This window comes from Polymorphobacter multimanifer, from assembly GCF_014205635.1.
In the GTDB taxonomy this organism is placed as follows: domain Bacteria; phylum Pseudomonadota; class Alphaproteobacteria; order Sphingomonadales; family Sphingomonadaceae; genus Sandarakinorhabdus; species Sandarakinorhabdus multimanifer.
This window is the reverse complement of the sequence record NZ_JACIIV010000007.1, coordinates 44,400-67,429: the sequence shown is the minus strand read 5'-3', so window position 1 is coordinate 67,429 and position 23,030 is coordinate 44,400. Positions and strand designations below refer to the sequence as shown.

Genomic DNA, 23,030 nt, shown 5'->3' with positions numbered 1-23,030 from the left:
GCCAATTCCGTGGTTTGGCGGGATATACAACAGTTCGTGTGTCACGCAAATGACAACACAGCATATTGATGAAATTGTCACACGCTTCGCGCCGAGCCCGACCGGCGCGCTGCACCTGGGGCATGGCTTTTCGGCGATGCTGGGCTGGGCGCTGGCGCAGGGAACCGGTGGGCGCTGGCGGGCGCGGATCGAGGATATCGACACTTTGCGCTGCCGGCCCGAGCATGCAGCGGGCATTTTGGAGGATCTGCACTGGCTGGGGCTGCACCCCGATGGCCCGGTGTGGCGGCAGAGCGAGCGGCTGCCAGATTATGCAGCGGCACTCGAACACTTGCGGGGGTTGGGGGTGATCTACCCGTGCATCTGCACCCGCGCCGACATCGCCGCCGCCGGCAATGCTCCGCATGGGCCCGAGGGCCTGCTCTACCCCGGCACCTGCCGGGGCCGTGACGAGGCGACCGGAGATGCGGCGTGGCGGCTTGATGCAGTGCAGGCGGCGGCGCTGGCGGGGCCGCTGTGGTTCGAGGATGCGGGGGCAGGGCGGGTCGCGGTCGATCCCTCGTTGCTCGGGGATTTCGTCGTGGCGCGGCGCGATGCCGGCGTGGCCTATCATCTCGCGGTGGTGGTCGATGACGCGGCACAGGGCATCACCGATGTGGTGCGCGGCGACGACCTGTTGCCCGCCTGCCATGGCCAGCGGCTGCTGCAGGCGCTGCTCGGATTGCCGGGACCGCGCTACCATCATCACCCGCTGCTGCTCGGACCCGATGGCAAGCGGCTGGCGAAGCGCGACAAGGCCGTGACGCTGGCGGACCGGCGGGCTGCGGACGCGTCGCCGGATGCGCTGGTTGCGGCATGGACTCCGATGCTGGCGGCGGCGCTGCGGCAATCCGCCCGGATGTGGCCGAGGTTTGCGATGGCGGCTGCGGCCTTTCAGGGTTAATGATGGCGGATGCAGGCAGCTCTCATCATTCTCATGGTCCTTGCAGCGCTGGCGACGCTGGGCGTGCTGGCGCGCGGGATCATCATCATGGCGCGCGGCAAGGATATCGGCGGCAAGGCCTCCAACAAGATGATGAGCTACCGGGTCGCCTTCCAGGCATTGGCGATCGTGTTCATCGTGCTGCTGTTCCTGGTCAACCGTCCGGCCTGACGCCGGCGTCGCTGTCCCGGAGGTTCTGATGGTCAAGCTCAACCGCATTTATACCCGCACCGGCGATGATGGTTCGACCGGGCTCGTCGATGGCTCGCGCCGCTCCAAGGCCGATCCGCGAATGCAGGTGGTCGGCTCGGTCGACGAGACCAATGCGGCGATCGGCCTTGCCCGGATCACGGCGCCCGAAGAGATCGCCGAAGCGCTGGCACGGGTGCAGAACGACCTGTTCGACCTGGGCGCCGATCTGGCGACGCCGGGCGATGTGCCGGGCGCGTTGCGGATCGTGGCGGCACAGGTGGCGCGGCTGGAGGCCGAGATCGATGCCGCCACCGCAGTGCTGCCCCCGCTCACGAGCTTCATCCTGCCGGCCGGCACGCCCTGTGCCACCGCACTTCATCTGGCGCGCACCATCTGTCGCCGGGCCGAGCGCGACGCCGTGGCGGCACGCGCTGCGGGGGAGGATTTGTCGGATGTGGCACTTTGTTATGTGAACCGATTGTCCGACCTGTTGTTTGTCTTGGCAAGGCTGGCCAATGTGGCGAGCGGCGATATCCTGTGGGTGCCCGGCGCCAACCGTTGAATCGGGTGCCGAGCTGACAGCAATCGCATTGCGCAGGGAGACCATATGGCAAGCTCGCAGCCCCTGACGCTGGTTTCGGACACCGGCACGGCCTCTGTGATGGCGCTGTTCCACGATGTTCGTGCCCGCAGCGTTTCGCTTGTCGCGCCGCTGTCCGACGCCGATGCCAGCGTGCAGTCGATGCCCGATGCCTCGCCGGCGAAATGGCATCTGGCGCACACCAGCTGGTTTCTCGAGACCTTCGTGCTTGCCGGCATCGAGGATTATCGCCCCTTCGATGCGTCGTTCGGTTTCCTGTTCAACAGCTATTACGAGGCCGTGGGGCCGCGACTGGCTCGGCACCGGCGCGGCATGATCACCCGGCCGAGCCTTGCCGACGTGCTCGCATGGCGTGCGCATGTCGATGCTGCGGTGGCGCGTGTGGCCGAGGCGCTGCCGGCAGACCGGTTGGCACTGCTCGAACTGGGCTGCCACCATGAGATGCAGCACCAGGAGCTTTTGCTGACCGATATTCTCGATGCGATGGCAGCCAACCCGTGCGAACCGTCGCTGTGGCCGGCGCCACGCGCATCGGCGTCGCTGGCGGGGCATGTCGGCTGGACGCAGCACGAGGGCGGCATCCACCGCATCGGCCATCAGGGCAAGGGAACAGGCGAGAGCTTCGCTTTCGACTGCGAAGGCCCGGCGCATGATGTTCTGCTGCAGCCGTTCGCGCTGGCGGAGCGGCTGGTGAGCAATGCCGACTGGGCGGATTTCATTGCCGACGGCGGCTATGACAAGCCGGCGTTGTGGCTGTCCGAAGGATGGGCGTGGCGGCAGGCCGAGGCGATCACAGCACCGCTGCACTGGCGCGCCGAAGAAGGCTGGTGGTCGAGCTTCGGGCTTGCGGGCCGCGCCATGCTCGATGCGGACGCGCCGGTCACGCATATCAGCTTCTTCGAGGCCGATGCCTTTGCCAGCTGGGCGGGCGCGCGGCTGCCGACCGAAGCCGAATGGGAGGTGGCGGCGGCCGGGCATGATCCGCGCGGTGGCAACCAGCTCGACCGTGCCGGGGCGGTGGCGCCGCATGGCACGCCGGCGATGTTCGGCGATTGCTGGCAATGGACGGCGAGTGCGTTCCGTCCCTATCCGGGTTTCCGCGTCGCCGAGGGGGCGGTCGGCGAATATAACGGCAAGTTCATGAGCGGGCAGATGGTGCTGAAGGGCGCATCGTGCGCCACGCCGCGCGGCAGCAGCCGGGCGAGCACGCGCAATTTCTTTCCGCCGACCGCGAGGTGGCAGTTTTCCGGCGTGCGTCTCGCACGCGATGTTCAGTTTGGGGCGTGAGTAGGGCGTATGGCGGATGCGGATGATTTCGAGAATGCTGCCTTTGCACGCGATGTGCGCATGGGGCTGGCCCAACCGCAAAAGGTGATTCCGGCGCGCTGGTTCTACGACCGGCGCGGCTCCGAGATTTTCGAGGCGATCACCGATGCGCCGGAATATTATCCGACACGCACCGAGATAGGCATTCTTGCCGATTGCGCGGCCGATGTGGGAGCGCGGGTCGGCGCAGGTCGTGCCGTGGTGGAGTTCGGGTCCGGATCATCGGCCAAGACGCCGCTGCTGCTGCGGGCCATCGCGCCCGCCGCTTATGTGCCGATCGACATTTCGGGGGACTTTCTGCGGGCCTCGTCGGCGGCATTGGCGGCCGATTTTCCGGGGCTGGATGTCCGGCCCGTGGTGGCGGACTTCACCAAGCGGTTTGCGCTGCCGCGCGCCGATCTTCCGCGGCTCGGCTTCTTTCCCGGCTCGACGATCGGCAATCTGGCGCCGGGTGCGGCGGTGGACCTGCTGCGCGGCTTCGGCGGCCTGCTCGGTGCCGACAGCTGGCTGCTGATCGGCTTCGACCTGGCGCCGGGCGGGGACAAGCCCGTGGCAGTGCTCGAAGCGGCGTATGACGATGCCGCCGGGGTGACCGCGGACTTCAATCTCAACCTGCTGGCGCGGATCAACCGTGAACTCGCCGGCACGGTGCGGCTCGGTGATTTCCGGCACCGTGCGATGTGGAACGCTGCGGCCAGTCGTATCGAGATGCACCTCGAAGCGCTGTGCGACACCGGTTTCGAGGCGGTGGGGCAGACCTTCAGCCTGCGCGCCGGCGAGACGATCCATACCGAGAACAGCCACAAATGGTCGTTGGAGGCGGTGCGTCTGCTCGGCCGGGCCGCGGGATGGGCGCCGGTGCAGAGCTGGGAGGATGACCGTGGGTGGTTCAGCCTCCAGCTCTGGCGGATCGATACCGCGCGGCTGGAACCCTAGCCTCAGTTGGCGGCGTCGGCGGCGCGCAGTTCATCGACAAGCGTGCGATGGTCTTCTGCTGCAAGTGCCAACAGGCGCTCCCGGAATTCGGGGGCGCGTGCCGCCACTTCGCGGTGGATCGTCGCTTCCTGCTGGCGACAGGCGCCGGGCCGGCTGCCAGTGAAGATCTTCTCGGCGGGCAGGGTGCGGCTGGCGGCGGCGGCGCTGCCCTGGAGGGTGCGTTCGACAGCCATGGTGGCGGTCCAGAGGCAGCGCTTGCTGCTCATGCGGGTGCCGGCGTCCATGCCGATCTGGCGATAGGTAACGTCGGGCACTGCGGCATAGCTGGCTGTGGCAGTGCCGCTGCGCAGCGCAAGCGGCATGGTGTGGCGAAGGTCCGCCGCCGGCATTGCTTGTGCCAGGGTGGCGGATGCGATGAGGGACAGGATCATGGACATTGTTTTTCTCCCCAATGAACAAATGGGCCGATATTTGCGCATTTTTGCGCTTCATTCTCTCCAGATGTGTTTGAACTGGCGCGTTTCAAGTGGTTTTCTCGACTTTTGTGGTGATCATGGAATGAGATCGGCCTCGTCGGTGCCATCCCAATAATGGATGCGGGACGCGTGGACCTTGATGAGAACCACGCCCGGCGTGTCGATTCCCTGTTCGAACCAACGGTCGAGATCCTTGGTCCAATGGGCTTCGAACGCTGCCTTGTCGCGGATCAGCGTGGCGTCGCCCTGGATCGAGATGAAGAGCGGCGGCTTGCCGAGAAGTCCGGACTTGCCTTGCAGCGACATGGCGACGACGGGATTGCGCTCGATGTCGGCGATGGTGCGGGCATGTTCGTAGCTGAAGAAGTGGCTGTCGCCGTCGAAATCGACGTCGCGGTTGTTGCTCATCGGACGGCCGGCGAGGGTGCCATCCTCGCTCCGGGTGAAGAGCATGGTGAAATCGATATCGCGCATGGCTGCGGCGATGTCGGTGACGGTCTTGCTGGCCATGGGTATATCCATTTGATGCGGGAACTGTACAGACAAGTGGCGGAACTGATGAACGGTTGCACCCGTTCAGCCGACGGCCAGCCTCGAGGCATTATCCGGACGCGAGCTTGGCATGGAGAAGGAACGGCGTGGCAGGACGTGGCATGATCGAGGCTGATAGGCCGCTTCGGGAGCAGCGCGTGCGGCTGCTGCGCAACATCCTGCTTGGGCTGGTGGCGCTGGTCTTCGGCATCTGGCTGCTGTTGTTCGTGACAAAGGGCCGGTTCCTGAAAGGGCCGTTCGAGAGCATCGCTGGTGGCATGACCGAGCGCGAGATTGCGGTTGCGGGCGATTTCCAGCTGTATTTTGCGCCGTTCCAGATCAAGTTTTTGGCGGAGGGGCTGCGGGTGTCCAACCCGGAATGGGCGAGCCAGCCCGCGCTTGTGCAGGCCGGGCGGATCGAGATGCAGGTGGCGCCGCTGTCGCTGCTGTTCGGCAAGCGGCGGCTGCGCTGGCTCGATGTGCAGGATGGCGTGATCGACCTCGAATGGAATGCCGATGGCAGCGCCAACAGCTGGACCTTTGACGGCGAAGGCGAGCCGCTCGAGCTGCCGCTGATCGACCGGGCGCTGGTGGCGGGGACCAAGGTCCGATACCGCGATCCGAAGCTGCAGTTTATGGCGGACCTGGATTTTGCGTCGGTCGAGGCCGGCAATGGCAGCATCGGTGATGCGGTGCGGTTCAAGGGCACGGGCAAGCTGCGTGCAACGCCGTTCACACTGGCCGGCGCGCTGCTCAGCCCGGATGCGACGGTGGCGCTGGGCGAGAACCGGCTGGTGGTGCAGGCGAGGACGGCGACCGATGTGATCGACATCAAGGGCACGCTTCCGAGCCTGGCCGAGATCGAGGGGGTGCCGCTGGCCACCGCGGCGCGGGGGCGCAATGCAGCCGACCTGCTCGGGATCATCGGGATCGTGATTCCCGACACCCGCCGATATGCGGCGACGGCGCAGCTGGTGAAGCAGGGCAGCGAATATCGCTTCACCGGGCTGCAGGGAGTTTTCGGGGACAGCGATATAGCCGGGGCCTTCACGGTCGATAACGGCCGGCCGCGCGTTCATATCGACGCCGACCTGACGACGAAGACGCTCGATATTCTCGATGTGGCACCCTTCATCGGCTATAATCCCGATCTGGTGGCGGCGCGGGGTTTCGAGGCGGCTGCGGCGGCAAGCGGGGCGGCGGCCGAGCGAATGCTGCCCGATGCGAGCCTGCGCGCCGAAGGCTTGCGGATTTTCGATGCCGATGCGCGCTACACGGTAGGCCGGGTCCGGTCGAATTCGGTGCCGGTTATTGATGTGGCGGTGACTGTGAAGCTCGATGACGGGCTGCTTACGCTTGCACCGTTCACCTTCACCATGGCTCGGGGCAAGGTCGCGGCCGATATCGGCATCGACTGGCGGCGGCGGCCGGCGCGGACGACCTATGATGTGCGGCTGGGCGTGACGCCGCTTGCACAATTGCTCGGCGGCTATGGGGTCGACGAGGCGGGCACCAATGGCACGATAAAGGGCCGGATGGAGCTGGTGGGCGACGGCGACACGCTGCATGCGTCGCTCGGCACGTCGAAGGGGCGGATTGCCTTCGTGATCCCCGAAGGGACGTTCTGGACGCGCAATGTGCAGTTGGCCGAGCTCGATTTCGGGACTTTCATCCAGAAGATGTTCGAGGACAAGCTGAAGGAGCCGGTGCGGATCAACTGCGGGCTGGTGGCGTTCACGGTCAACAACGGCGTGGCGACGGCCGACCCGATCCTCATCGACACGCGCAAGAATGTGATGACCGGCCGTGGTGGCTTCAGCTTCCTGACCGAGGAGCTCGACGTGGCGTTCCGGGCGGATGCCAAGAAGTTCAGCCTGTTCTCGGGCCAGTCCCCGGTGCGGATCGGCGGGCATTTTGCAGGACCCGAGCTTCAGGTGATCAGCCCGCAACTGCTTGCCCGCGCGGGAATCGGGCTTGGGCTGGCTGCCATTGCAGCGCCTCCTGCGGCACTGTTGGCATTTGTCGATATCGGCGATGCCAAGGGTGCTGCCTGTGGACCGATCCTGGCGGCTGCGACGGCCGAGGCGCAGACGACGAAGCGCGGCAAGCCGCGAACCGATGTGGGGACCGGCAAGCCCGAGTAAAGCGCGATCAGGCCAGGAAGCGCCTTTCCACCAGCCGCTCGAGGACGGTGAGCGGCAGCGGGCCTTGCAGCAGCACGGAATGGAAGGCCTTGGGATCGAAGGCCGCGCCCTGCTTCGCCTTTACGGCATCGCGTAGCCGTGCCCAGACGGTGTGGCCGATCTTGTAGCTGCACGCCTGGCCCGGCCAGACGCAATAGCGGTCGATCTCCCCCTGGCTGCGGCCGCGGGCGATGCCGGTTGTGGCGATGAGTTCGTCGGTGGCCTTTTCGCGGCTCCAGCGCTTGGCGTGCAGGCCGGAATCGACGACGAGCCGTGTGGCGCGGAACAGCAGCGATTGCAGGAAGCCGATCTGGCCGAGCGGATCGCCTTCGTACATCCCCATCTCGTCGGCGAGCTGCTCCGAGTAGAGCGCCCAGCCTTCGGTATAGGCGCTGAAGCTGGCGCGGCGGCGGATGAGCGGGATGGCGGTCGATTCGAGCGCCAGCATCACCTGCAGATGATGGCCGGGCACGGCTTCGTGATGGGTAAGAGTGGCGAGGCCGAACTTGGGCCGGTCGAAGGTATCGCGCAGGTTGATGAAATAGATGCCGGGGCGCGAGCCATCGAGGGTGGCGGACTGGTAATAGCCGCCGGGTGCGCCCGCCTGGATCGATTCAGGCACGCGGCGGACTTCGACCGGGGCTTGCGGCAGCGTGGCGAACTGCTCGGACAGGCGCGGCTGGATGGCGCGGATCTGCGCGTTGAGCTGCGCCAGCAGGGCTTCCCGGCCGGGATCGGTGTTGGGGAAGAGCTGATCGGGCCGCTCGTTGAGGGCGACGAGGCGCGCGCCGACGGTGCCCTGGGTGAGGCCCTGGGCGCGCAGCAGCGGATCGAGCCGGGCGCTGATCTCGGCGACCTGGGCAAGGCCGAGCTTGTGGATATCGTCTCCGGACAGCGTGGTGGTGGTCGCGGCCTGGGCGGCGGCAGTGTAATAGGCTTCGCCATCGGGCAAGCGCCAGGCGCCGGCATCGTGGGTGGCGTTGGCGCGCAGCCTGGTGACGAGGGCGCGCTGGCGATCGAGCGCGGGGAAGACTTCGTCACGCATGATGGCGGTGGCTTCCGCGACGCGGTCTGCCGGCAGATTGGCGGCGGCAAGCTTGGTGGCGAAGGCGCGGACGGGAACGGTGGCTTCCGGCGGCTGGTCGCGGAGCGAGCCCATCACCTTGAGGGTGGTATCGAGGATGAAATCGGGGGCGAAGACGCCGCGCGCGGCATCGGCGGCTTGCGCCTCGCTGCTGTCGTCTATGGTTTCCGGGAAGGCGCGCAGCCGCGCGATATAGGCATCGGCATCGGCGGCAGCACTGGCACCGGGCCGGATGCGGTGCTGCGAATCGAGGAAATCGGGAACTTCGCGATAGGGGCCGGTGAGCTGAGTGAGCACATAGGGGGCGTAGCGGCCGCCCGCACTGCCATAGGTGAAGCGTTCGGCGCCGGTGATGCCGCGGACGAGCTGATATTCGACGACTTCATGATCGACCTGCGCCTCCGGAGAGAGGGCGGCGCGGTCGATGGTGCGCAGCCGGGCGAGGGCGGCCTTGTCGCGCGCCAGATCGGCGGTTCGCGCACCCAGCGACTCGTCGCCGAGCTGCGAGCGCAGCGCTGCGCGGGGGCCGGTATCGAGCCCGAGCGAGGTCGCCTGGGTGGGGTTGGCCTCGACGCGCTGGTAAAAGATGTCGTCGAGCAGGGTGCGCAGGGCGGCGTCTGCGGCGCCGGCCGTTTGCGCTATGCCGATGGTGGGGGCGAGGGCGAGGGCGCCGGTGCTGGCGAGGAAGGTGCGGCGTTGCATGATGATGGTCTCCGGGATTTGTGGCCGGGGTATCGGACCGTGCCGGTGCTGTCCAGAACGCCCCGCGACAGCCTGGACGTTGTGGCGAAAGGTTGACGTGTGGGAGAGGTTGCGCCAAGCGTTCGGGCAGTTTTGCAGCCTGTGGAGAGCTGGGATGAAGGTTCTGGTGCCCGTCAAGCGGGTGGTCGATTACAACGTGAAGGTGCGGGTGAAGGCCGATGGCACGGGCGTTGACCTCGCCAATGTGAAGATGAGCATGAACCCTTTTGACGAGATTGCCGTGGAAGAGGCGATCCGGCTGAAGGAAAAGGGCATCGTCACCGAGATCGTCGTGGTGTCGATCGGCGTGCAGCAGGCCACCGAGACGCTGCGCACAGCACTTGCGATGGGTGCGGACCGCGGCATCCTGGTCACGACCGACCAGGTGACCGAGTCGCTCGCCGTGGCCAAGGTGCTCGCGAAGATCGTGGAAGAAGAGGCTCCCGGGCTTGTGATCCTCGGCAAGCAGGCGATCGATGACGATGCCAACCAGACCGGGCAGATGCTCGCCGGGCTGCTCGGCTGGCCGCAGGGAACCTTTGCCAGCAAGGTGGCGCCCGAGGGTGACTCGGTGCATGTGACCCGCGAGATCGATGGCGGGCTGGAGACGGTGGCGCTGACGCTGCCGGCCGTGGTGACGACCGACCTTCGCCTCAACGAGCCACGCTATGCGTCGCTGCCCAACATCATGAAGGCAAAGTCCAAGCCGATCGCCGCCAAGACGCCAGCCGATTATGGCGTGGACATGACGCCGCGGCTGAGCGTGCTGAAGGTGGTGGAGCCTTCCAAGCGCCAGGCGGGCGTGAAGGTGAAGACGGTGGATGAGCTGGTGGAGAAGCTCAAGGTTCTGGGAGCAGTGGCATGAGCGTTCTGGTTCTGGCTGAACATGACAATGCGAGCCTGAAGGATCCCACGCTGGCGGCGGTGACCGCGGCCGGGCAGCTCGGCGGCGACGTGCATGTGCTGGTGGCGGGGCAAGGCTCGGCCGCGGTGGCGGAAGCGGCGGCACAGGTGGCGGGCGTGGCCAAGGTGTTGCATGCCGATGATGCGAGCTTTGCCAATGCATTGCCGGAGAATCTGGCGCCACTGATCGTGGGGCTGATGGCGGATTATGATGCGTTCGTGGTGGCGGCTACATCGCGCGGCAAGAATGTGGCGCCGCGTGTGGCTGCCCAGCTCGATGTGGCGCAGATTTCGGAGATCCTGTCGGTCGAGGGGCCGGATACCTTTACCCGGCCGATCTATGCAGGGAACGCGATTGCGACGGTGAAGTCAGCCGATGCCAAGAAGGTGCTGACGGTTCGCGGCACGGCCTTCGCCAAGGCAGCGGCGACCGGTGGCGCGGCGAGCGTCGAGGCGGTTTCGGCAGCAGGCGCCAGCGAAAAGGCGTCTTTCGTGGGCGCGGAGCTGACCAGCTCGGCGCGGCCGGAGCTGACGGGTGCGAAGATCATCGTCTCGGGTGGCCGGGCGCTGGGCTCGGCGGACAAGTTCCACGAGTTCATCGATCCGCTTGCCGACAAGCTTGGGGCTGCCGTGGGCGCCAGCCGTGCCGCGGTGGATGCCGGCTATGCGCCCAATGATTACCAGGTGGGGCAGACCGGCAAGATCGTGGCGCCGGAGCTTTATGTGGCGGTGGGCATTTCGGGCGCCATCCAGCATCTGGCGGGGATGAAGGATTCGAAGATCATCGTCGCGATCAACAAGGACGAGGAAGCGCCGATCTTCCAGGTCGCCGATATCGGGCTGGTGGGCGATTTGTTCACGCTGCTTCCCGAGCTGACGGGCAAGCTGTGATGCGCGCCGCCCCCATCGCTGCGGCTGTTGTGGCAGCGCTGCTGCTGGCAGCGCCGGCTGCGGCACAGATGGTGGTGCAGAAGCCGGTGCTGACGCTGGCTGGCGCCAGGGCGGTGCTCGCTGCGGCCGAGGCCAAGGCGGTGGCGATGGGGCTGAAGGTTTCGGTCGTGGTGGTGGACCCCGCCGGTGTGCCGATCGTGAGTGCGCGGATGGACGATGCCTCGATGGTTGGGCCGGAGATCGCACTGGCGAAGGCGAAGACCGCTGCCGGCTTCCGCCAGCCGACCAAGGTGATGCAGCAACGACTGTTGGAGCCCGAGGGCCTGCGGATGCTGACGCTGCCGGGGACGATGGTCGACGGCGCGGTGCCGGTGAAGGCTGGTGCTGCGGTGGTCGGGGCCGTTGGCGTGAGCGGGGCGAGTTCGGCGCAGGACGGCGAGATTGCGGAAGCCGGGGCGACTGCCGTTCGCTGAGCGCGGACCTGCTAGCCCTTGCGCACCAGGGTTCCGGCACCGCGACGGGTGAAGATTTCGAGCAGCAAGGCATGGGGGATGCGGCCGTCGAGGATGACGGCGGCATCGACGCCGGCTTCGATGGCGGTGACGCAGGTTTCCAGCTTGGGAATCATGCCGCCGGTGATAGTGCCGTCGGCGGTCAGGGTGGCGATATCGCCGAGGGTCAGGTCGGTGAGGAGCGCCTTGTCCTTGTCGAGCACCCCGGCGACATCGGTGAGGAGGAAGAGGCGCGCGGCACCGAGCGCGCCGGCGATGGCGCCGGCCATGGTGTCGGCGTTGATGTTGTAGGTGTGGCCGTCGGAGCCGGTGCCGACGGGGGCGATGACCGGGATGATGCCCGCGGCGAGCAGCGTGTCGATGATGGTGCGATCGACAGTTTCGGGCTCGCCGACGAAGCCGAGATCGACGACCTGCTCGATGGCGCTGCCGGGATCGCGGGTGGTGCGGGTGATCTTGCGGGCGCGGATGAGCCCGGCGTCCTTGCCGCTGATGCCGGCTGCACGGCCGCCGGCGGCTGCGATCCAGGCGACAAGCTCCTTGTTGATCGAGCCGGCGAGGACCATTTCGGCGATGCGGGCGGTGTCTTCACACGTCACGCGCAGGCCATCGATGAACTGGCTTTCGATGCCGAGTCGATCGAGCATGGCGCCGATCTGCGGGCCGCCGCCATGGACGACAACCGGGAGGATGCCGACAGCCTTGAGGAGGACGATATCCTCGGCGAAATCGCGGGCGAGACCGGCGTTGCCCATGGCGTGGCCGCCGTATTTCACGACGAAGATCGAGCCGGCGTAGCGCTGCAGATAGGGCAGGGCTTCGACCAGGGTTTCGGTCTTGCCCATCATTTCGGGGGTGGGGTCGTGACTCATGCGGAGCGCTATAGGGGGCGATCAGCGCCCGCGATAGAGGGGGCCCGGCACGGCAACGACATCGGCGATGGCGCGTCCGGGCGCTTCACGGGCTTCGGCGGCGCTGGCGAGGAGCAAGGCGGCGAAGGCGAGACGCCGCATCACAAGGCCCCGCGTTCGATCGGTCAGCGGGTCGGGACCGGCTCGGGGCCGGTGTAATCGTAGAAGCCGCGGCCCGATTTGCGGCCCAGCCAGCCGGCTTCGACATATCTGACGAGCAGCGGGGCGGGGCGATATTTGGGGTCGCCGGTGCCGTCCTGCATCACGCGCATGATACTGAGGAGCGTGTCGAGGCCGACGAAATCGGCCAGCGTGAGCGGGCCCATGGGGTGGTTGGCGCCGAGCTTGAGGCCGGTGTCGATGTCCACGACCGAGCCGACGCCTTCGCCGAGCGCGAAGATGGCCTCGTTGAGCATCGGGCAGAGGATGCGGTTGACGATGAAGGCGGGGCTGTCGGCAGCTTCGATCGCGGTCTTGCCGAGCCGGGTAGCGAAGGCGTGCATGGCGGCGGTGGTGTCGGCACTGGTGGCGAGGCCGGGGATGATCTCGACGAGGGCCATGAGCGGTACGGGGTTGAAGAAGTGGAGGCCGCAGAATTTGTCCGCGCGGTCGGTGGTGCTGGCGAGGCGGGTGATGCCGATGCTGCTGGTGTTGGTGGCGAGCAGCGTGTGCGGCTGCAGGGTGAGCGACTGGAAGATCTTGGCCTTTACGCTCTCGTTCTCGGTGGCGGCTTCGATGACGAGGTCGGCGGCTTCGTGGGCGGCGTTGTCGGTGGTGAGGGTGAGCCTCGCGAGGGCGGCGTCGGCGGCGTCCTGCGTGGCGGTGCCCTTGCCGACCATGCGGGCGAGGTTTTTCGTGATGGTGCTGCGGGCGGCCTCGGCGCGGCTCATCTCCACGTCCGACAGGATGACGTCATAGCCGGCGAGGGCGGCCACATGCGCGATGCCGTTGCCCATCAGCCCGCTGCCGATGACTCCGATGGTCTGCATCCTGAGGCTCCTGTTTTGCCCCGCCCGGTTAGGCGGTGGGGGACGCTGCGGCAAGACGCGAGTTGTCGGATTGGGGGGCGGGCTGTAGGAGGCGATGGCTGATATTCGAGGAATGGTGATGAATACGTTGGTAGCCCTGGTGGGGGTGGTGATCTACGCGCTGCAGCTGCTGGTCTGGGCACTGGTGATCTGGGCGGTGCTGAGTTGGCTGGTGGCCTTCAATGTGCTGAGCCTGCAGAACCGCTTCGTCTACAGCATCGTGACCGGGCTCGATCGGTTTTTCGCGCCGCTGCTGCGGCCGATCCGGCGGGTGCTACCCGACATGGGTGGCATCGACCTGGCGCCGATGGTGCTGATTTTGATCATCATCCTGATCCAGCGGGTGCTGCCGGCACTGCTGCTCGATGCCGGGGTGGTGTGAGCGCGATCCTGATCGACGGCAAGGCGCGGGCTGCCCGGCTGCGTGCCGAGGTGGCGCTCGGCGTTGCGGAGATCGTGTCCGTGCGCGGGCGTGCGCCTGGGCTGGCGGTGGTGCTGGTGGGAGAGGACCCGGCGAGCAGCGTCTATGTGCGCAACAAGGGTGTGGCGACGCGCGAGGCGGGGATGGTGTCGGTCGAGCACAAGCTGCCCGCCGATGTGGGCGAGGACGCGCTGCTGGCGCTGGTGGCGACGCTCAACGCCGATGATGCGGTGGACGGGATCCTGGTGCAGCTGCCGCTGCCACGGCACATCGATGCCGACAAGGTGATTGCAGCACTCGACCCGGCAAAGGATGTCGACGGCTTTCATCCGGTGAATGCGGGCAGGCTGATGATCGGACAGCCGGCACTTGTGCCGTGCACGCCCAAGGGGTGCCTGATGCTGATCGAGGAGGCGCTGGGCGACCTTTCGGGCAGGGAGGCGCTGGTGATCGGTCGCTCGTCGATCGTCGGCAAGCCGATGGCCGCACTTCTGACGGCGAAGAGTGCGACGGTGACGGTGGCGCATTCGCGGACGCGCGACCTGGCCGGCCATGTGGCGCGTGCCGAGATCGTGGTGGCGGCCGTGGGCATTCCGGCCATGGTGCAGGGCGAATGGCTGCGGCCCGGCGCCTGCGTGATCGATGTGGGAATCAATCGCGTCGTGGGGGCGGACGGCAAGGGCCGGCTGGTGGGCGATGTCGACTTTGCCTCGGCGCTGCCGCGTGCCGGCTGGATCACGCCGGTGCCGGGCGGTGTGGGGCCGATGACGATTGCGTGCCTGCTGGCGAACACGCTGCAGGCGGCGCGGGCACGCGCATGACCGAGGCGATCGCGCTGTTCATTTCGGCGTTCGTGACGCTGTTCGTGGTGATCGATCCGCCGGGGTGCGTGCCGATCTTCTCGTCGCTGACGGTCGGGACGAGTGCCGCGCACCGCCGGGCGATGGCGGTGCGGTCCTTTGTCATTGCCGCCGGCGTGCTGGTGGCGTTCGCGCTCGGCGGCCAGCCGTTCCTGAGCGCGCTCGGCATCAGCCTCGCGGCGTTCAAGATCGCGGGTGGGGTGATGGTGTTCCTGATCGCCATCGACATGGTTTTCGAAAAGCGCACCGAGCGCCGGGAGAACCGCGCCGAGGAGGTGGTGGCGAGTGCGGCGAGCCTCGAGGAAGAGGACATCTCGGTGTTTCCTATGGCGATCCCGATGCTTGCGGGGCCTGGGTCGATTGCTGCGGTGATGCTGCTGGCGGCGCGCGCCGGGGATGCGCTGCAGCTTGGGGCTGTGCTGGCCGCGCTTGCTGCCGTGATGGTGCTGACACTGCTGTGCCTGCTGGCGGCAGGGCCGATCATGAAGCTGATGGGCGCAAAGTTCGAGGGCGCGCTGACGCGGCTGCTGGGGGTGGTGCTGGCAGCACTTGCGGCGCAGTTCGTGGTGGACGGGATCAAGCAGAGCTTCGGGCTGTAGCGCCGGCCGATCCGGCTGGACCGCTTCCCGCCGGCCTTTGGGGGCGGCGGGAAGCGGAAGATTGTCCTTGCGTCAGAAGCGGCTGCGCAGGGTCACGCCGTAGGTGCGGGGCTCGCCGAGGAAGCTGGCGAACAGCTGGTTCGACGTCGCGCCGAAACGCTGGGTGTTGGCGAGCGAGCCGCCACCCTGGAACGGCGCGTTGAAGGCAACCTGATCGAAGTTGGTGTTGAGCAGGTTCTGTGCCCAGAATTCCAGCGCCCAGCGTTCGGCGGGGCCGCGCAGGCCGATGCGGGCGTTGACCACGATGAAGCCCTGCTGCTCCTTTTCGAGGAACAGGTCCGAGCCGGTGTTATATGCCGAGCTGTAGCGGAAATCGGTGTACATGAGCGCCGACAGGCCGCTGGTGCCGATCTCCGGCGTCCAGCCGAACGAGCCCGTGACGACATAGAGCGGCGAGTTGGAGATCTGCTGCCCCGGCAGCAGGAACAGCGCCGGATCGAGCGCCGAGCCGTTCTGGTTGCCGACGAGATTGCGTGCGAACTTGGTGTCGGCGAGGGTGAAGCCGGCAGTGACCATCAGGTCGCGGGTGGGGCTCATCGTCGTCTCGACTTCGAAGCCCTGGCTGACGAGGCCCGGCTTCACCTGATCGGCAGCGCAGCCACCAGTGATCGGCGAAGTGTCCCGATCGCCGCCGGCGAGGTCGGTCTTGCAGCCATTCACCGTCTGGACGAGGAAGACCGAGCCGTTGAAGGTGTTCAACTGGAAGTTGCGGAACTCCTGGCGGAACGCCGCGACGTTCATGGTGAACTGGCGGCTGCTGAACTTGAGCCCGAGTTCGAAGGCGTTGTTGATCTCCTGGTCGAACTGAAGGTTGCGGGTGCCGAACGGAATTGCCTGCACGGTGCTGCCGGAGAGGCCTGCGGTCACGACGTTGCGAGGATCGGTGGGGGCAAAGATGGGCAGGCCCAGCGCCGAACGATCGAGGTTGAAGCCGCCCGACTTGTAGCCGCGTGAGTAGCTGCCATAGACCAGCCAGTCTTCGGTCGGCTTCCAGGACAGGACGGTGGTGCCGGTGAACTCGTTCTCGCGGCGGGTGTCCTCGAGGGTGCCGAGCGCGTTGAGCGCCGCAGAGCTGTTGCCCTGGCAGGTGAGGTTGACAACCGCCTGGGTGAAGCCCTGCAGGGCTGCCGGGAAGGCGGCGGCGCCGCCGGGCAGGAAGGGTGAAAATGCGTTCTGCTGGGCGACGCAGGCGGTGTTGTTGCTGTTGAAGCGCGCCGAAAAATCCTTGCGCTCGCTGGTCCAGCGCAGGCCGCCGGTGAGCGCCAGCGTGTCGGTGATGTTCCAGACATTGTGCGTGAAGATGGCGAAGTTCTCGCTGACCTGCCGGTAGCGGCTGCCGTTGTCCCCGACGTTGTTGACGGTCGACAGGCGGTTGAGGCCGTCGATCAGGATTCCGCCAGCTGCCGGGCCGAAGGCGCCGACCACCGTGGCGGCGCCGGTCGGGCTGAGGCAGCCCGGTGCGGCCGGATTGCGCAGCGCCGCGGACGGCGAGAGCAAGGTGAGGAGGCGGCACGAGGCGAAAGCGCCGTATTGGGTGCCGAACTTGATGTTGTCCGACACGTTGAGCTTTTCGTTCGAGTAGAAGCCGCCGATCAGCACATCGAGTGTGTCGTCGAACAGCGATGCCTGCAGGCGCAGCTCCTGGGTGAAGGTGCCGAACTCGCGGAAGCTGGTGCCATCGTCGGCGCGGTAGAGAATGTCGACATTGTTGTAATCGAGATCGCCGGCGCCGCCTGCCTTGTAGCCGCGATAGGCGGTAATGGAGGTCAGGTTGAAATCGCCGAAGGCCCAGTTGAGCTCGCCCGACACGCCCCAATCGCGCGTGGTGTTGCGGAAGCCGCGGCCCGGCGTGACCGAGGCGATGCGATCGAACGGCCGCTGGTTGATGCGACCACCAAGGCTCTGGAGCACATCGAGGATGGGGTTCGGAATTTCCTGAAAGGCACCATCGGGGTTGGTGTTGGCGGCTTCCCCGGTGCGCGTGGGGTCGTTCCAGGCACGCACGGGGTTGTAGCTGGCTGCGCAGCAGGACTCGTCGCGATAGCTGTAATCGCCGATCAGGCGCACGCTGAGATCGCTGGTGGGGGTGAACAGCAGCTGGCCACGCACGAAGATCCGGTCACGATCGTTGATGGTGTCGCCCGAGATCTGGTCGGTGAGGAAGCCGTTGCGCTTGACATAGACGCCGTCGATGCGGCCGGCGAGCTTGTCCCCGATGATCGGCGAGGTGAGCGAGGCGCTGAGGCGCCAGAAATTGAAGTTGCCGTAATCGATCTGGGCGATGCCGCCGGGCGTGAAGCTGGGCTTGGCGGTGATGACATTGATGAGACCGGCGGAGGCGTTGCGGCCGAACAGGGTGCCCTGCGGACCGCGCAGCACTTCGATCCGCTCGAGCTCGCCGAGCTCGTTGAGACCGATGCCCGAGCGGCTGCGATAGACACCGTCGATGAAGACGGCGACGGAGCTTTCGAGGCCCGGATTGTCACCCACGGTGCCGACACCGCGGACACGCGCCGAGCCATTGGCTTCACTGCCGGTGGAGGACACGAGCAGCGACGGTGCCAGCTGGTTCAACTGGCGAATGTCGGTGGCGCCGGAATTGCGCATCTGGTCCATCGAGACGGCGCTGACGGCGATCGGCACGTCCGACAGCAACTGGGCGCGGCGGGTGGCGGTGACGATGATTTCGCTGGCTGACGGCTCGTCTGCCTGGGCCACTTCCTGTGCCGATGCCGCGGTGACGGCGAGGTTGGGCAAAAGCAACGCAGCAGCGGACGTGAGCCAGACAGTTTTCATGACAATGATCTCCCCAAGAAAACGCCTTTTCGGCGTGTTTATTCCGGCCAGCCTATCCGAGTGGATGCCGCTGTCGAGGGCGATTTGTTAACGCGCAAAGGAATTGTTTCACTGTTGTATCAAAGTCACGTTTTCCAGAGCTAGCGGCGCAGCAATGGCGCCGCCAAAGTGCGGCACAACAGGAGATTTGCCATGAACCGCCTTGCCGACAAGACTGCCCTCATCACGGGTGCCGCCCAGGGGCTGGGGGCTGCGATGGCGCAACGCTTCATCGATGAAGGGGCGCGGGTGCTGTTCACCGATATCAATGCCGCCGGTGCCGCGGCGCAGGCGGCGCGTTATGGCGACAAGGCGGCGAGCATCGGCCATGACGTGACCGATCCGGCGCAATGGGAGGCGGCGATCGCGATGGCCGAGGAGCGGTTCGGCGGCATGCATGTCCTCGTCAACAATGCCGGCATTGCGGCGGGCAGCACGGTGGAGGCGACGAGCTTCGAGGATTGGCGGCGGGTGCATGCGATCGACCTCGACAGCGTGTTCTTCGGCTGCAAGCTGGCGCTGCCGCTGATGGCGCGGACGGTGAAGGCGACCGGCGTGCGCGGCTCGATCCTCAACATTTCCTCGATTGCCGGGGTGATCGCGGGGCACAACAGTGCGGCCTACAACAGCGCCAAGGCAGCGGTGCGGCACCTTACAAAGTCGGTGGCTTTGCATTGTGCCAAGCAGCGCTACGGCATCACCTGCAACTCGATCCACCCGGTGTTCATCGACACGCCGATCCTCGATGCGCTGACCGGCGCGCTCGGGCGCGAGGAAGGGCTGGCCAAGCTCGGCCGGCAGATTCCGCTGGGGCAGGTGGGCGAGCCCGATGATGTGGCCTGGGCGGCGGTGTATCTCGTGTCGGACGAAGCGAAGATGGTGACGGGGCATGGCCTGTTCGTCGATGGTGGCATCAGCGCCATGTGACCCCCTGGACCCTATTGCGTTTTGCTGTGATCAAAACGCGGGTCCAGTTCTTTGTGGTCGTGTGTTTTCATCGGAAAACCGGTGCCAATTTTTCCGAAACACACTTTAGCCGCCGAAGGCGCGGACGGCGACATAGGCGGCGACGAGCAGCACCATCACTGCGAACAGCCGACGGGCGAGGGCAGCGCGGCCGGCGAGTAGCCGCGCAATCGGCGCCGAAGCGACGGCGCCGACGAGGCCGCCCGCGACCAGTGCTGCGAACACCGGCCAATTTATGAGCCCCGATGCGGCATAGCTGGCGCTGGTGGCGGCGCCGAACACCACCACCGACACCAGCGACGATGCGGCGGCATTGGCCAGCGTCATGCCGGTGGCCATCATCAGGCCGGGCACGATGAGAAAGCCGCCGCCGATGCCGAAGAAGCCAGAGGCGAGGCCGACGCCGAGGCCGGCGGGCGCCAGCCTGATCGCCATGCTGGTGGTGAGGTGGATGTTTGCCATGCCGTCGGCCTTTCGCGGCACGAGCATCGAGGTGCCGACCAACGCCATGGCCAGCGCGAACCAGCCGAGGAGCAACTGGCCGTCGATCTGCTTGGCGAGCTGGGCGCCGAGCAGCGCGCCCGACAGGCCGGCGCCGCCAAACACCAGCGCACACGGCCATTTGACGCGGCCGGCGCGCGCCTGCACCGCGAGGCCGGCAAGGGCATTGACGGCAACGGCCGCGGCCGAGGTGCCGATGGCGATGTGCGGGTTGGTGATGCCGACTGCATAGACGAGCAAAGGCGTGGCGAGCACCGAGCCGCCGCCGCCGAAGATGCCGAGCAGCAGTGCGATCACCGCGCCGCCGGCGGCCGCGATGATCAGGCCTGTGTCCATCAGGCGGCGGCGCGGTTCCAGGGCATGACCGCCAGGAGCTTTGCCATGCCGCAGAAGCCGGTGACGCCGGCGACGGTGAGGCCGGCGCCGACGAAGCCGGCGAGCCCGAACCAGCTTGGCGCCACGGTGAAGCCGAGCAGCACGCCGGTGAGGATGAGCACGCCGGCGGCGATCTGCACCTGGCGCATCATCTCGAGCGGGGCGCGGGCGTTGGTGGCGACGGGGAGGCCTGCCTTGGCCCAGCCATCGAGCCCGCCTTCGAGCACGGCGGCACCGGGGGCGAGGGCGGCGAGCTTTGCGGCATTGGCGGCGGTGCGCATGCCTGAGCGGCAGGTGAAGATGATGCCATCGCCGGGGATGGTGGCGCCGAGCGTGGAGAGCGGCATCGAGCGTGCGCCGGGGACATGGCTGCGGGCGAATTCATCGGCTTCTCGAATGTCGATCAGGCAGGCCTGGCCGGCATCGAGCCGGGTTCTGACGGCTTCAGGATTGAGGGGGGTGAGCATCGGGCGTCTCCGGTTGGGGTGGGCAGAAGATGGCGGCAAGGGTTTCCAGCAGGCGGGCGGCATTGGGGTCGGCGATGCGGTAGTGGATCGCCTGGCCGTCACGCCGTGTGGCGACAAGGCCTTCGGCGCGCAGAACGGCGAGATGTTGCGACAGTGCGGACTGTGAAAGGCCGACGAGCGGCAGCATGGCGCTGACAGTGCGCTCGCCCTCGACGAGTTGGCAGAGGATCATCAGCCGCCGCTCGTTTGAAAGCGCGCGGAGCAGCCGGGCGGCGGCTGCCGCGCTGGCGGCGAAGGCGGCTGGATCGAGGTGGATGGGCATCGTCATACCGCCAATATATAAGTTGATTCTAATTTAGCAACTGCTAATATGACTACATCAACCAGGGAGTTTGGCCATGCGCCCCACCGTTCAGACCTTTTTCGATTCTGCCACCAACACCGCCACGCATCTGGTGTGGGACCCGGCGTCGCTCGATGCCGCGGTGATCGACCCGGTGCTCGACTATGAGCCGAAAAGTGCGACGCTGGGCCATGCGTCGGCCGATGCCTTGCTGGCGGCGATTGCCGACAAGGGGCTGCAGCTACGCTACATTCTCGAGACGCACGCGCATGCCGATCATCTGACGGCCGGGGATTGGTTGCGGGCCCGGACTGGCGCCAGGCTGGTGATCGGCGCGCATATCACGCAAGTGCAGGGCGTGTTCGCGCCGGTGTTCGAGGCCGATGACGTGCCGCTCGACGGCAGCGATTTCGATGTGCTGATGGGCGAGGGAGACACGCTGCCGCTGGGTGAACTGACCATCGCGATGATTCACACTCCGGGCCATACGCCGGCGTGCGTGACCTACCTGATCGGCGATGCGGCGTTTGTGGGGGATACGCTGTTCATGCCCGACTATGGCACGGCGCGGGCGGATTTCCCCGGTGGCGATGCGCGCACGCTGCATCGCTCGATCCGGCGCATCCTTGCGCTGCCGGGGGCGACGCGCATTTTCGTCGGACATGATTATCTGCCCGAGGGGCGCAAGGATTTCCGTTTCGAGACGAGCGTTGCGGACGAGCGGCTGCACAATATCCATGTGCATGATGGCATCGGCGAGGATGATTTGGTCGCCATGCGGCAGGCGCGCGATGCGACACTCGCGGCACCGACGCTGATCCTGCCTTCGCTCCAGGTCAATATCCGCGCCGGCAAGCTTCCTGCGCCAAGCCCGCGTGGCGGCGTGTTCCTGAAGATTCCGGTGCGGATGGCCTGAGCGGCGCAACCGCTGTATAGGCCCGACCCATGAATACCGAACTCATGGCCAGCCCCGGCCCGATCGATCCCAAGGTTTCAGCGCGCAAGCCTGCCACCGCCCGTGCCGATGGCAAGCGGGCGCTGCTGGGGCTGACCAAGCCGCAGTTGCGCGAAGCGCTGATCGAGGCGGGCATCCCCGAAAAGCAGGCGAAGATGCGTGCCCAGCAGGTGTGGCACTGGATCTACCAGCGCGGCGCCACGGAAGTGAGCGGCTTTGCCAACATCAGCAAGGAGACGCGGGCGTTTCTGGACGAGCATTTCGTTGTGGGGCGGCCCGAGGTGGTGACCGCGCAGGTGAGCATCGACGGCACGCGCAAATGGCTGCTGCGCTTCGATGATGGCGAAGAGGCCGAGTGCGTGTTCATCCCCGATGCCTATCGCGGCACGCTGTGTGTGTCGGCGCAGGTGGGGTGCACGCTCAACTGCCGCTTCTGCTTCACCGGCACGATGAAGCTGGTGCGCAATCTGACGCCGGCCGAGATCGTGGGCCAGGTGATGCTGGCGCGCGATGCGCTGGGGGAATGGCCCAGTGCTTCCGGCCCGGCGCTGCCCGCATTGCCAGACAGCCCCGAAGAAGATGGGGATGACGACGACGAGGACCGGCCCTATATCCCCGGCGCGCACAACCCCGGCTCGAACTACACGACCGCGGGACGGATGCTCACCAACATCGTGATGATGGGGATGGGTGAGCCGCTCTACAATTTCGAGAATGTCCGCGATGCGCTCGGTATCGTGATGGACGGCGAGGGGCTGGGGCTTTCCAAGCGGCGGATCACGCTGAGCACGTCGGGCGTGGTGCCGATGATGGGCCGCGCCGGCGACGAGATCGGCGTCAACCTGGCGGTGTCCCTGCACGCGGTGACGAAGGAGATCCGCGACGAGATTGTGCCGATCAACAAGAAATACGGGCTGGAATCGTTGCTCGAGGCGTGCGCGGCCTATCCGGGTGCGAGCAATGCGCGGCGGATCACCTTCGAATATGTGATGCTCAAGGACAAGAACGACCTCGACGAGCATGCGCATGAACTGGTGCGGTTGATCCGCAAGTACAAGCTGCCGGCCAAGGTCAATTTGATCCCGTTCAACCCCTGGCCGGGCTCGGCGTATGAGACGAGCACCGACGAGCGGGTGAACCGTTTTTCGGACATCATCTTCCAGGCGGGCATCAGCGCGCCGATCCGCCGGCCGCGCGGGCGCGACATCATGGCGGCGTGCGGCCAGCTCAAGTCGGCGAGCGAGAAGATCACCCGCGCCGAGCTCGATCGGCGCGCGGCGGAAAAGGAAGCCGAATGGGTCGACTGAGCGGCAACCGCTGAGCCTCCTCGCAGTTGATGCTGCGATGGAGG

Annotated in this window: 24 protein-coding genes; 15 read left to right on the top strand and 9 right to left on the bottom strand. The window is 66.5% G+C overall.

Annotated elements, in window-relative coordinates; all coding sequences use genetic code 11:
- The first annotated feature begins 49 nt into the window (after positions 1 to 49).
- Genes gluQRS through egtD form a run of 5 tightly spaced genes read left to right on the top strand, consistent with a single transcriptional unit; the run spans position 50 to position 4,037 of the window.
- Complete coding sequence (gluQRS, locus tag FHS79_RS05730; RefSeq protein ID WP_184196724.1) at positions 50 to 943, top strand: tRNA glutamyl-Q(34) synthetase GluQRS; 894 nt, start codon at positions 50 to 52, stop codon at positions 941 to 943.
- Between the two features lie 9 nt (positions 944 to 952).
- Entirely contained in the window at positions 953 to 1,153 is a 201-nt protein-coding gene (locus FHS79_RS05725; RefSeq protein ID WP_184196722.1) for a twin transmembrane helix small protein, read from the top strand.
- 28 nt (positions 1,154 to 1,181) lie between these two features.
- The gene (locus tag FHS79_RS05720) at positions 1,182 to 1,736 is read left to right on the top strand and encodes a cob(I)yrinic acid a,c-diamide adenosyltransferase (RefSeq protein WP_184196719.1); all 555 of its coding nucleotides are present in this window, start codon (positions 1,182 to 1,184) and stop codon (positions 1,734 to 1,736) included.
- Positions 1,737 to 1,781: 45 nt separating this feature from the next.
- Positions 1,782 to 3,062, top strand: a complete 1,281-nt coding sequence (gene egtB, locus FHS79_RS05715) for an ergothioneine biosynthesis protein EgtB (RefSeq protein WP_184196717.1) — start codon at positions 1,782 to 1,784, stop codon at positions 3,060 to 3,062.
- A 9-nt stretch (positions 3,063 to 3,071) separates the two neighbouring features.
- Entirely contained in the window at positions 3,072 to 4,037 is a 966-nt protein-coding gene (egtD, locus tag FHS79_RS05710; RefSeq protein ID WP_184196714.1) for an L-histidine N(alpha)-methyltransferase, read from the top strand.
- A 2-nt stretch (positions 4,038 to 4,039) separates the two neighbouring features.
- On the opposite strand, the gene FHS79_RS05705 is transcribed toward egtD, so the two are convergent.
- Both FHS79_RS05705 and FHS79_RS05700 read right to left on the bottom strand, forming a co-directional pair.
- On the bottom strand, positions 4,040 to 4,474 hold the full coding sequence (locus FHS79_RS05705; RefSeq protein ID WP_184196712.1) for a hypothetical protein: 435 nt from the start codon (positions 4,472 to 4,474) through the stop codon (positions 4,040 to 4,042).
- 114 nt (positions 4,475 to 4,588) lie between these two features.
- Positions 4,589 to 5,023: a pyridoxamine 5'-phosphate oxidase family protein gene (locus tag FHS79_RS05700; RefSeq protein ID WP_184196709.1), complete on the bottom strand. Its 435-nt coding sequence runs from the start codon at positions 5,021 to 5,023 to the stop codon at positions 4,589 to 4,591.
- A gap of 143 nt (positions 5,024 to 5,166) precedes the next feature.
- On the opposite strand from FHS79_RS05700, the gene FHS79_RS05695 reads away from it, so the two are divergent.
- Positions 5,167 to 7,188, top strand: a complete 2,022-nt coding sequence (locus FHS79_RS05695; RefSeq protein ID WP_184196706.1) for an AsmA family protein — start codon at positions 5,167 to 5,169, stop codon at positions 7,186 to 7,188.
- 7 nt (positions 7,189 to 7,195) lie between these two features.
- Here the strand turns inward: FHS79_RS05695 and FHS79_RS05690 are convergent, their stop codons facing one another.
- Complete coding sequence (locus FHS79_RS05690; protein ID WP_184196703.1) at positions 7,196 to 9,013, bottom strand: DUF885 domain-containing protein; 1,818 nt, start codon at positions 9,011 to 9,013, stop codon at positions 7,196 to 7,198.
- A 154-nt stretch (positions 9,014 to 9,167) separates the two neighbouring features.
- Between FHS79_RS05690 and FHS79_RS05685 the strand changes: the two genes are divergently transcribed.
- The 3 genes from FHS79_RS05685 to FHS79_RS05675 are packed head-to-tail and all read left to right on the top strand — an operon-like array spanning position 9,168 to position 11,319.
- On the top strand, positions 9,168 to 9,917 hold the full coding sequence (locus FHS79_RS05685; protein WP_184196700.1) for an electron transfer flavoprotein subunit beta/FixA family protein: 750 nt from the start codon (positions 9,168 to 9,170) through the stop codon (positions 9,915 to 9,917).
- Positions 9,914 to 10,846 carry an electron transfer flavoprotein subunit alpha/FixB family protein gene (locus FHS79_RS05680; protein ID WP_184196697.1) on the top strand — a complete coding sequence of 311 codons (933 nt, stop codon included), beginning with the start codon at positions 9,914 to 9,916 and terminating at the stop codon, positions 10,844 to 10,846. Before FHS79_RS05685 ends, FHS79_RS05680 begins: the two co-directional genes overlap by 4 nt.
- On the top strand, positions 10,846 to 11,319 hold the full coding sequence (locus FHS79_RS05675) for a GlcG/HbpS family heme-binding protein (protein ID WP_184196694.1): 474 nt from the start codon (positions 10,846 to 10,848) through the stop codon (positions 11,317 to 11,319). Before FHS79_RS05680 ends, FHS79_RS05675 begins: the two co-directional genes overlap by 1 nt.
- An 11-nt stretch (positions 11,320 to 11,330) precedes the next feature.
- Here FHS79_RS05675 and argB read toward each other — a convergent pair whose 3' ends face one another.
- Both argB and FHS79_RS05665 read right to left on the bottom strand, forming a co-directional pair.
- Positions 11,331 to 12,230 carry an acetylglutamate kinase gene (gene argB, locus FHS79_RS05670; protein WP_243452696.1) on the bottom strand — a complete coding sequence of 300 codons (900 nt, stop codon included), beginning with the start codon at positions 12,228 to 12,230 and terminating at the stop codon, positions 11,331 to 11,333.
- 164 nt (positions 12,231 to 12,394) lie between these two features.
- Positions 12,395 to 13,258, bottom strand: a complete 864-nt coding sequence (locus FHS79_RS05665) for a 3-hydroxybutyryl-CoA dehydrogenase (RefSeq protein ID WP_184196691.1) — start codon at positions 13,256 to 13,258, stop codon at positions 12,395 to 12,397.
- Positions 13,259 to 13,376: 118 nt separating this feature from the next.
- On the opposite strand from FHS79_RS05665, the gene FHS79_RS05660 reads away from it, so the two are divergent.
- From FHS79_RS05660 to FHS79_RS05650, 3 genes are read left to right on the top strand one after another with little or no spacing between them, the layout of a single operon-like run.
- On the top strand, positions 13,377 to 13,679 hold the full coding sequence (locus FHS79_RS05660; protein WP_243452695.1) for a YggT family protein: 303 nt from the start codon (positions 13,377 to 13,379) through the stop codon (positions 13,677 to 13,679).
- On the top strand, positions 13,676 to 14,539 hold the full coding sequence (gene folD / locus FHS79_RS05655) for a bifunctional methylenetetrahydrofolate dehydrogenase/methenyltetrahydrofolate cyclohydrolase FolD (protein WP_184196688.1): 864 nt from the start codon (positions 13,676 to 13,678) through the stop codon (positions 14,537 to 14,539). The genes FHS79_RS05660 and folD overlap by 4 nt, the downstream gene beginning before the upstream one ends.
- Positions 14,536 to 15,177 (top strand): MarC family protein, encoded by a 642-nt coding sequence (locus FHS79_RS05650; protein WP_184196685.1) that lies wholly within the window; start codon positions 14,536 to 14,538, stop codon positions 15,175 to 15,177. Before folD ends, FHS79_RS05650 begins: the two co-directional genes overlap by 4 nt.
- A 72-nt stretch (positions 15,178 to 15,249) precedes the next feature.
- On the opposite strand, the gene FHS79_RS05645 is transcribed toward FHS79_RS05650, so the two are convergent.
- Entirely contained in the window at positions 15,250 to 18,033 is a 2,784-nt protein-coding gene (locus FHS79_RS05645; protein WP_184196682.1) for a TonB-dependent receptor, read from the bottom strand.
- 192 nt (positions 18,034 to 18,225) lie between these two features.
- On the opposite strand from FHS79_RS05645, the gene FHS79_RS05640 reads away from it, so the two are divergent.
- A complete protein-coding gene (locus FHS79_RS05640; RefSeq protein ID WP_184196680.1) occupies positions 18,226 to 18,999 on the top strand; it encodes a glucose 1-dehydrogenase in 774 nt (257 codons plus the stop codon).
- A gap of 105 nt (positions 19,000 to 19,104) precedes the next feature.
- Here FHS79_RS05640 and FHS79_RS05635 read toward each other — a convergent pair whose 3' ends face one another.
- From FHS79_RS05635 to FHS79_RS05625, 3 genes are read right to left on the bottom strand one after another with little or no spacing between them, the layout of a single operon-like run.
- Positions 19,105 to 19,875 carry a sulfite exporter TauE/SafE family protein gene (locus FHS79_RS05635; protein WP_184196678.1) on the bottom strand — a complete coding sequence of 257 codons (771 nt, stop codon included), beginning with the start codon at positions 19,873 to 19,875 and terminating at the stop codon, positions 19,105 to 19,107.
- Entirely contained in the window at positions 19,875 to 20,381 is a 507-nt protein-coding gene (locus FHS79_RS05630; protein ID WP_184196676.1) for a rhodanese family protein, read from the bottom strand. The genes FHS79_RS05635 and FHS79_RS05630 overlap by 1 nt, the downstream gene beginning before the upstream one ends.
- A complete protein-coding gene (locus FHS79_RS05625; protein WP_184196674.1) occupies positions 20,359 to 20,709 on the bottom strand; it encodes an ArsR/SmtB family transcription factor in 351 nt (116 codons plus the stop codon). The genes FHS79_RS05630 and FHS79_RS05625 overlap by 23 nt, the downstream gene beginning before the upstream one ends.
- 70 nt (positions 20,710 to 20,779) lie before the next feature.
- Here FHS79_RS05625 and FHS79_RS05620 point away from each other — a divergent pair, with 70 nt between their 5' ends.
- Complete coding sequence (locus tag FHS79_RS05620; RefSeq protein WP_184196672.1) at positions 20,780 to 21,640, top strand: MBL fold metallo-hydrolase; 861 nt, start codon at positions 20,780 to 20,782, stop codon at positions 21,638 to 21,640.
- Positions 21,641 to 21,669: 29 nt separating this feature from the next.
- A complete protein-coding gene (gene rlmN, locus FHS79_RS05615) occupies positions 21,670 to 22,986 on the top strand; it encodes a 23S rRNA (adenine(2503)-C(2))-methyltransferase RlmN (protein ID WP_184196670.1) in 1,317 nt (438 codons plus the stop codon).
- Positions 22,987 to 23,030: the final 44 nt, after the last annotated feature.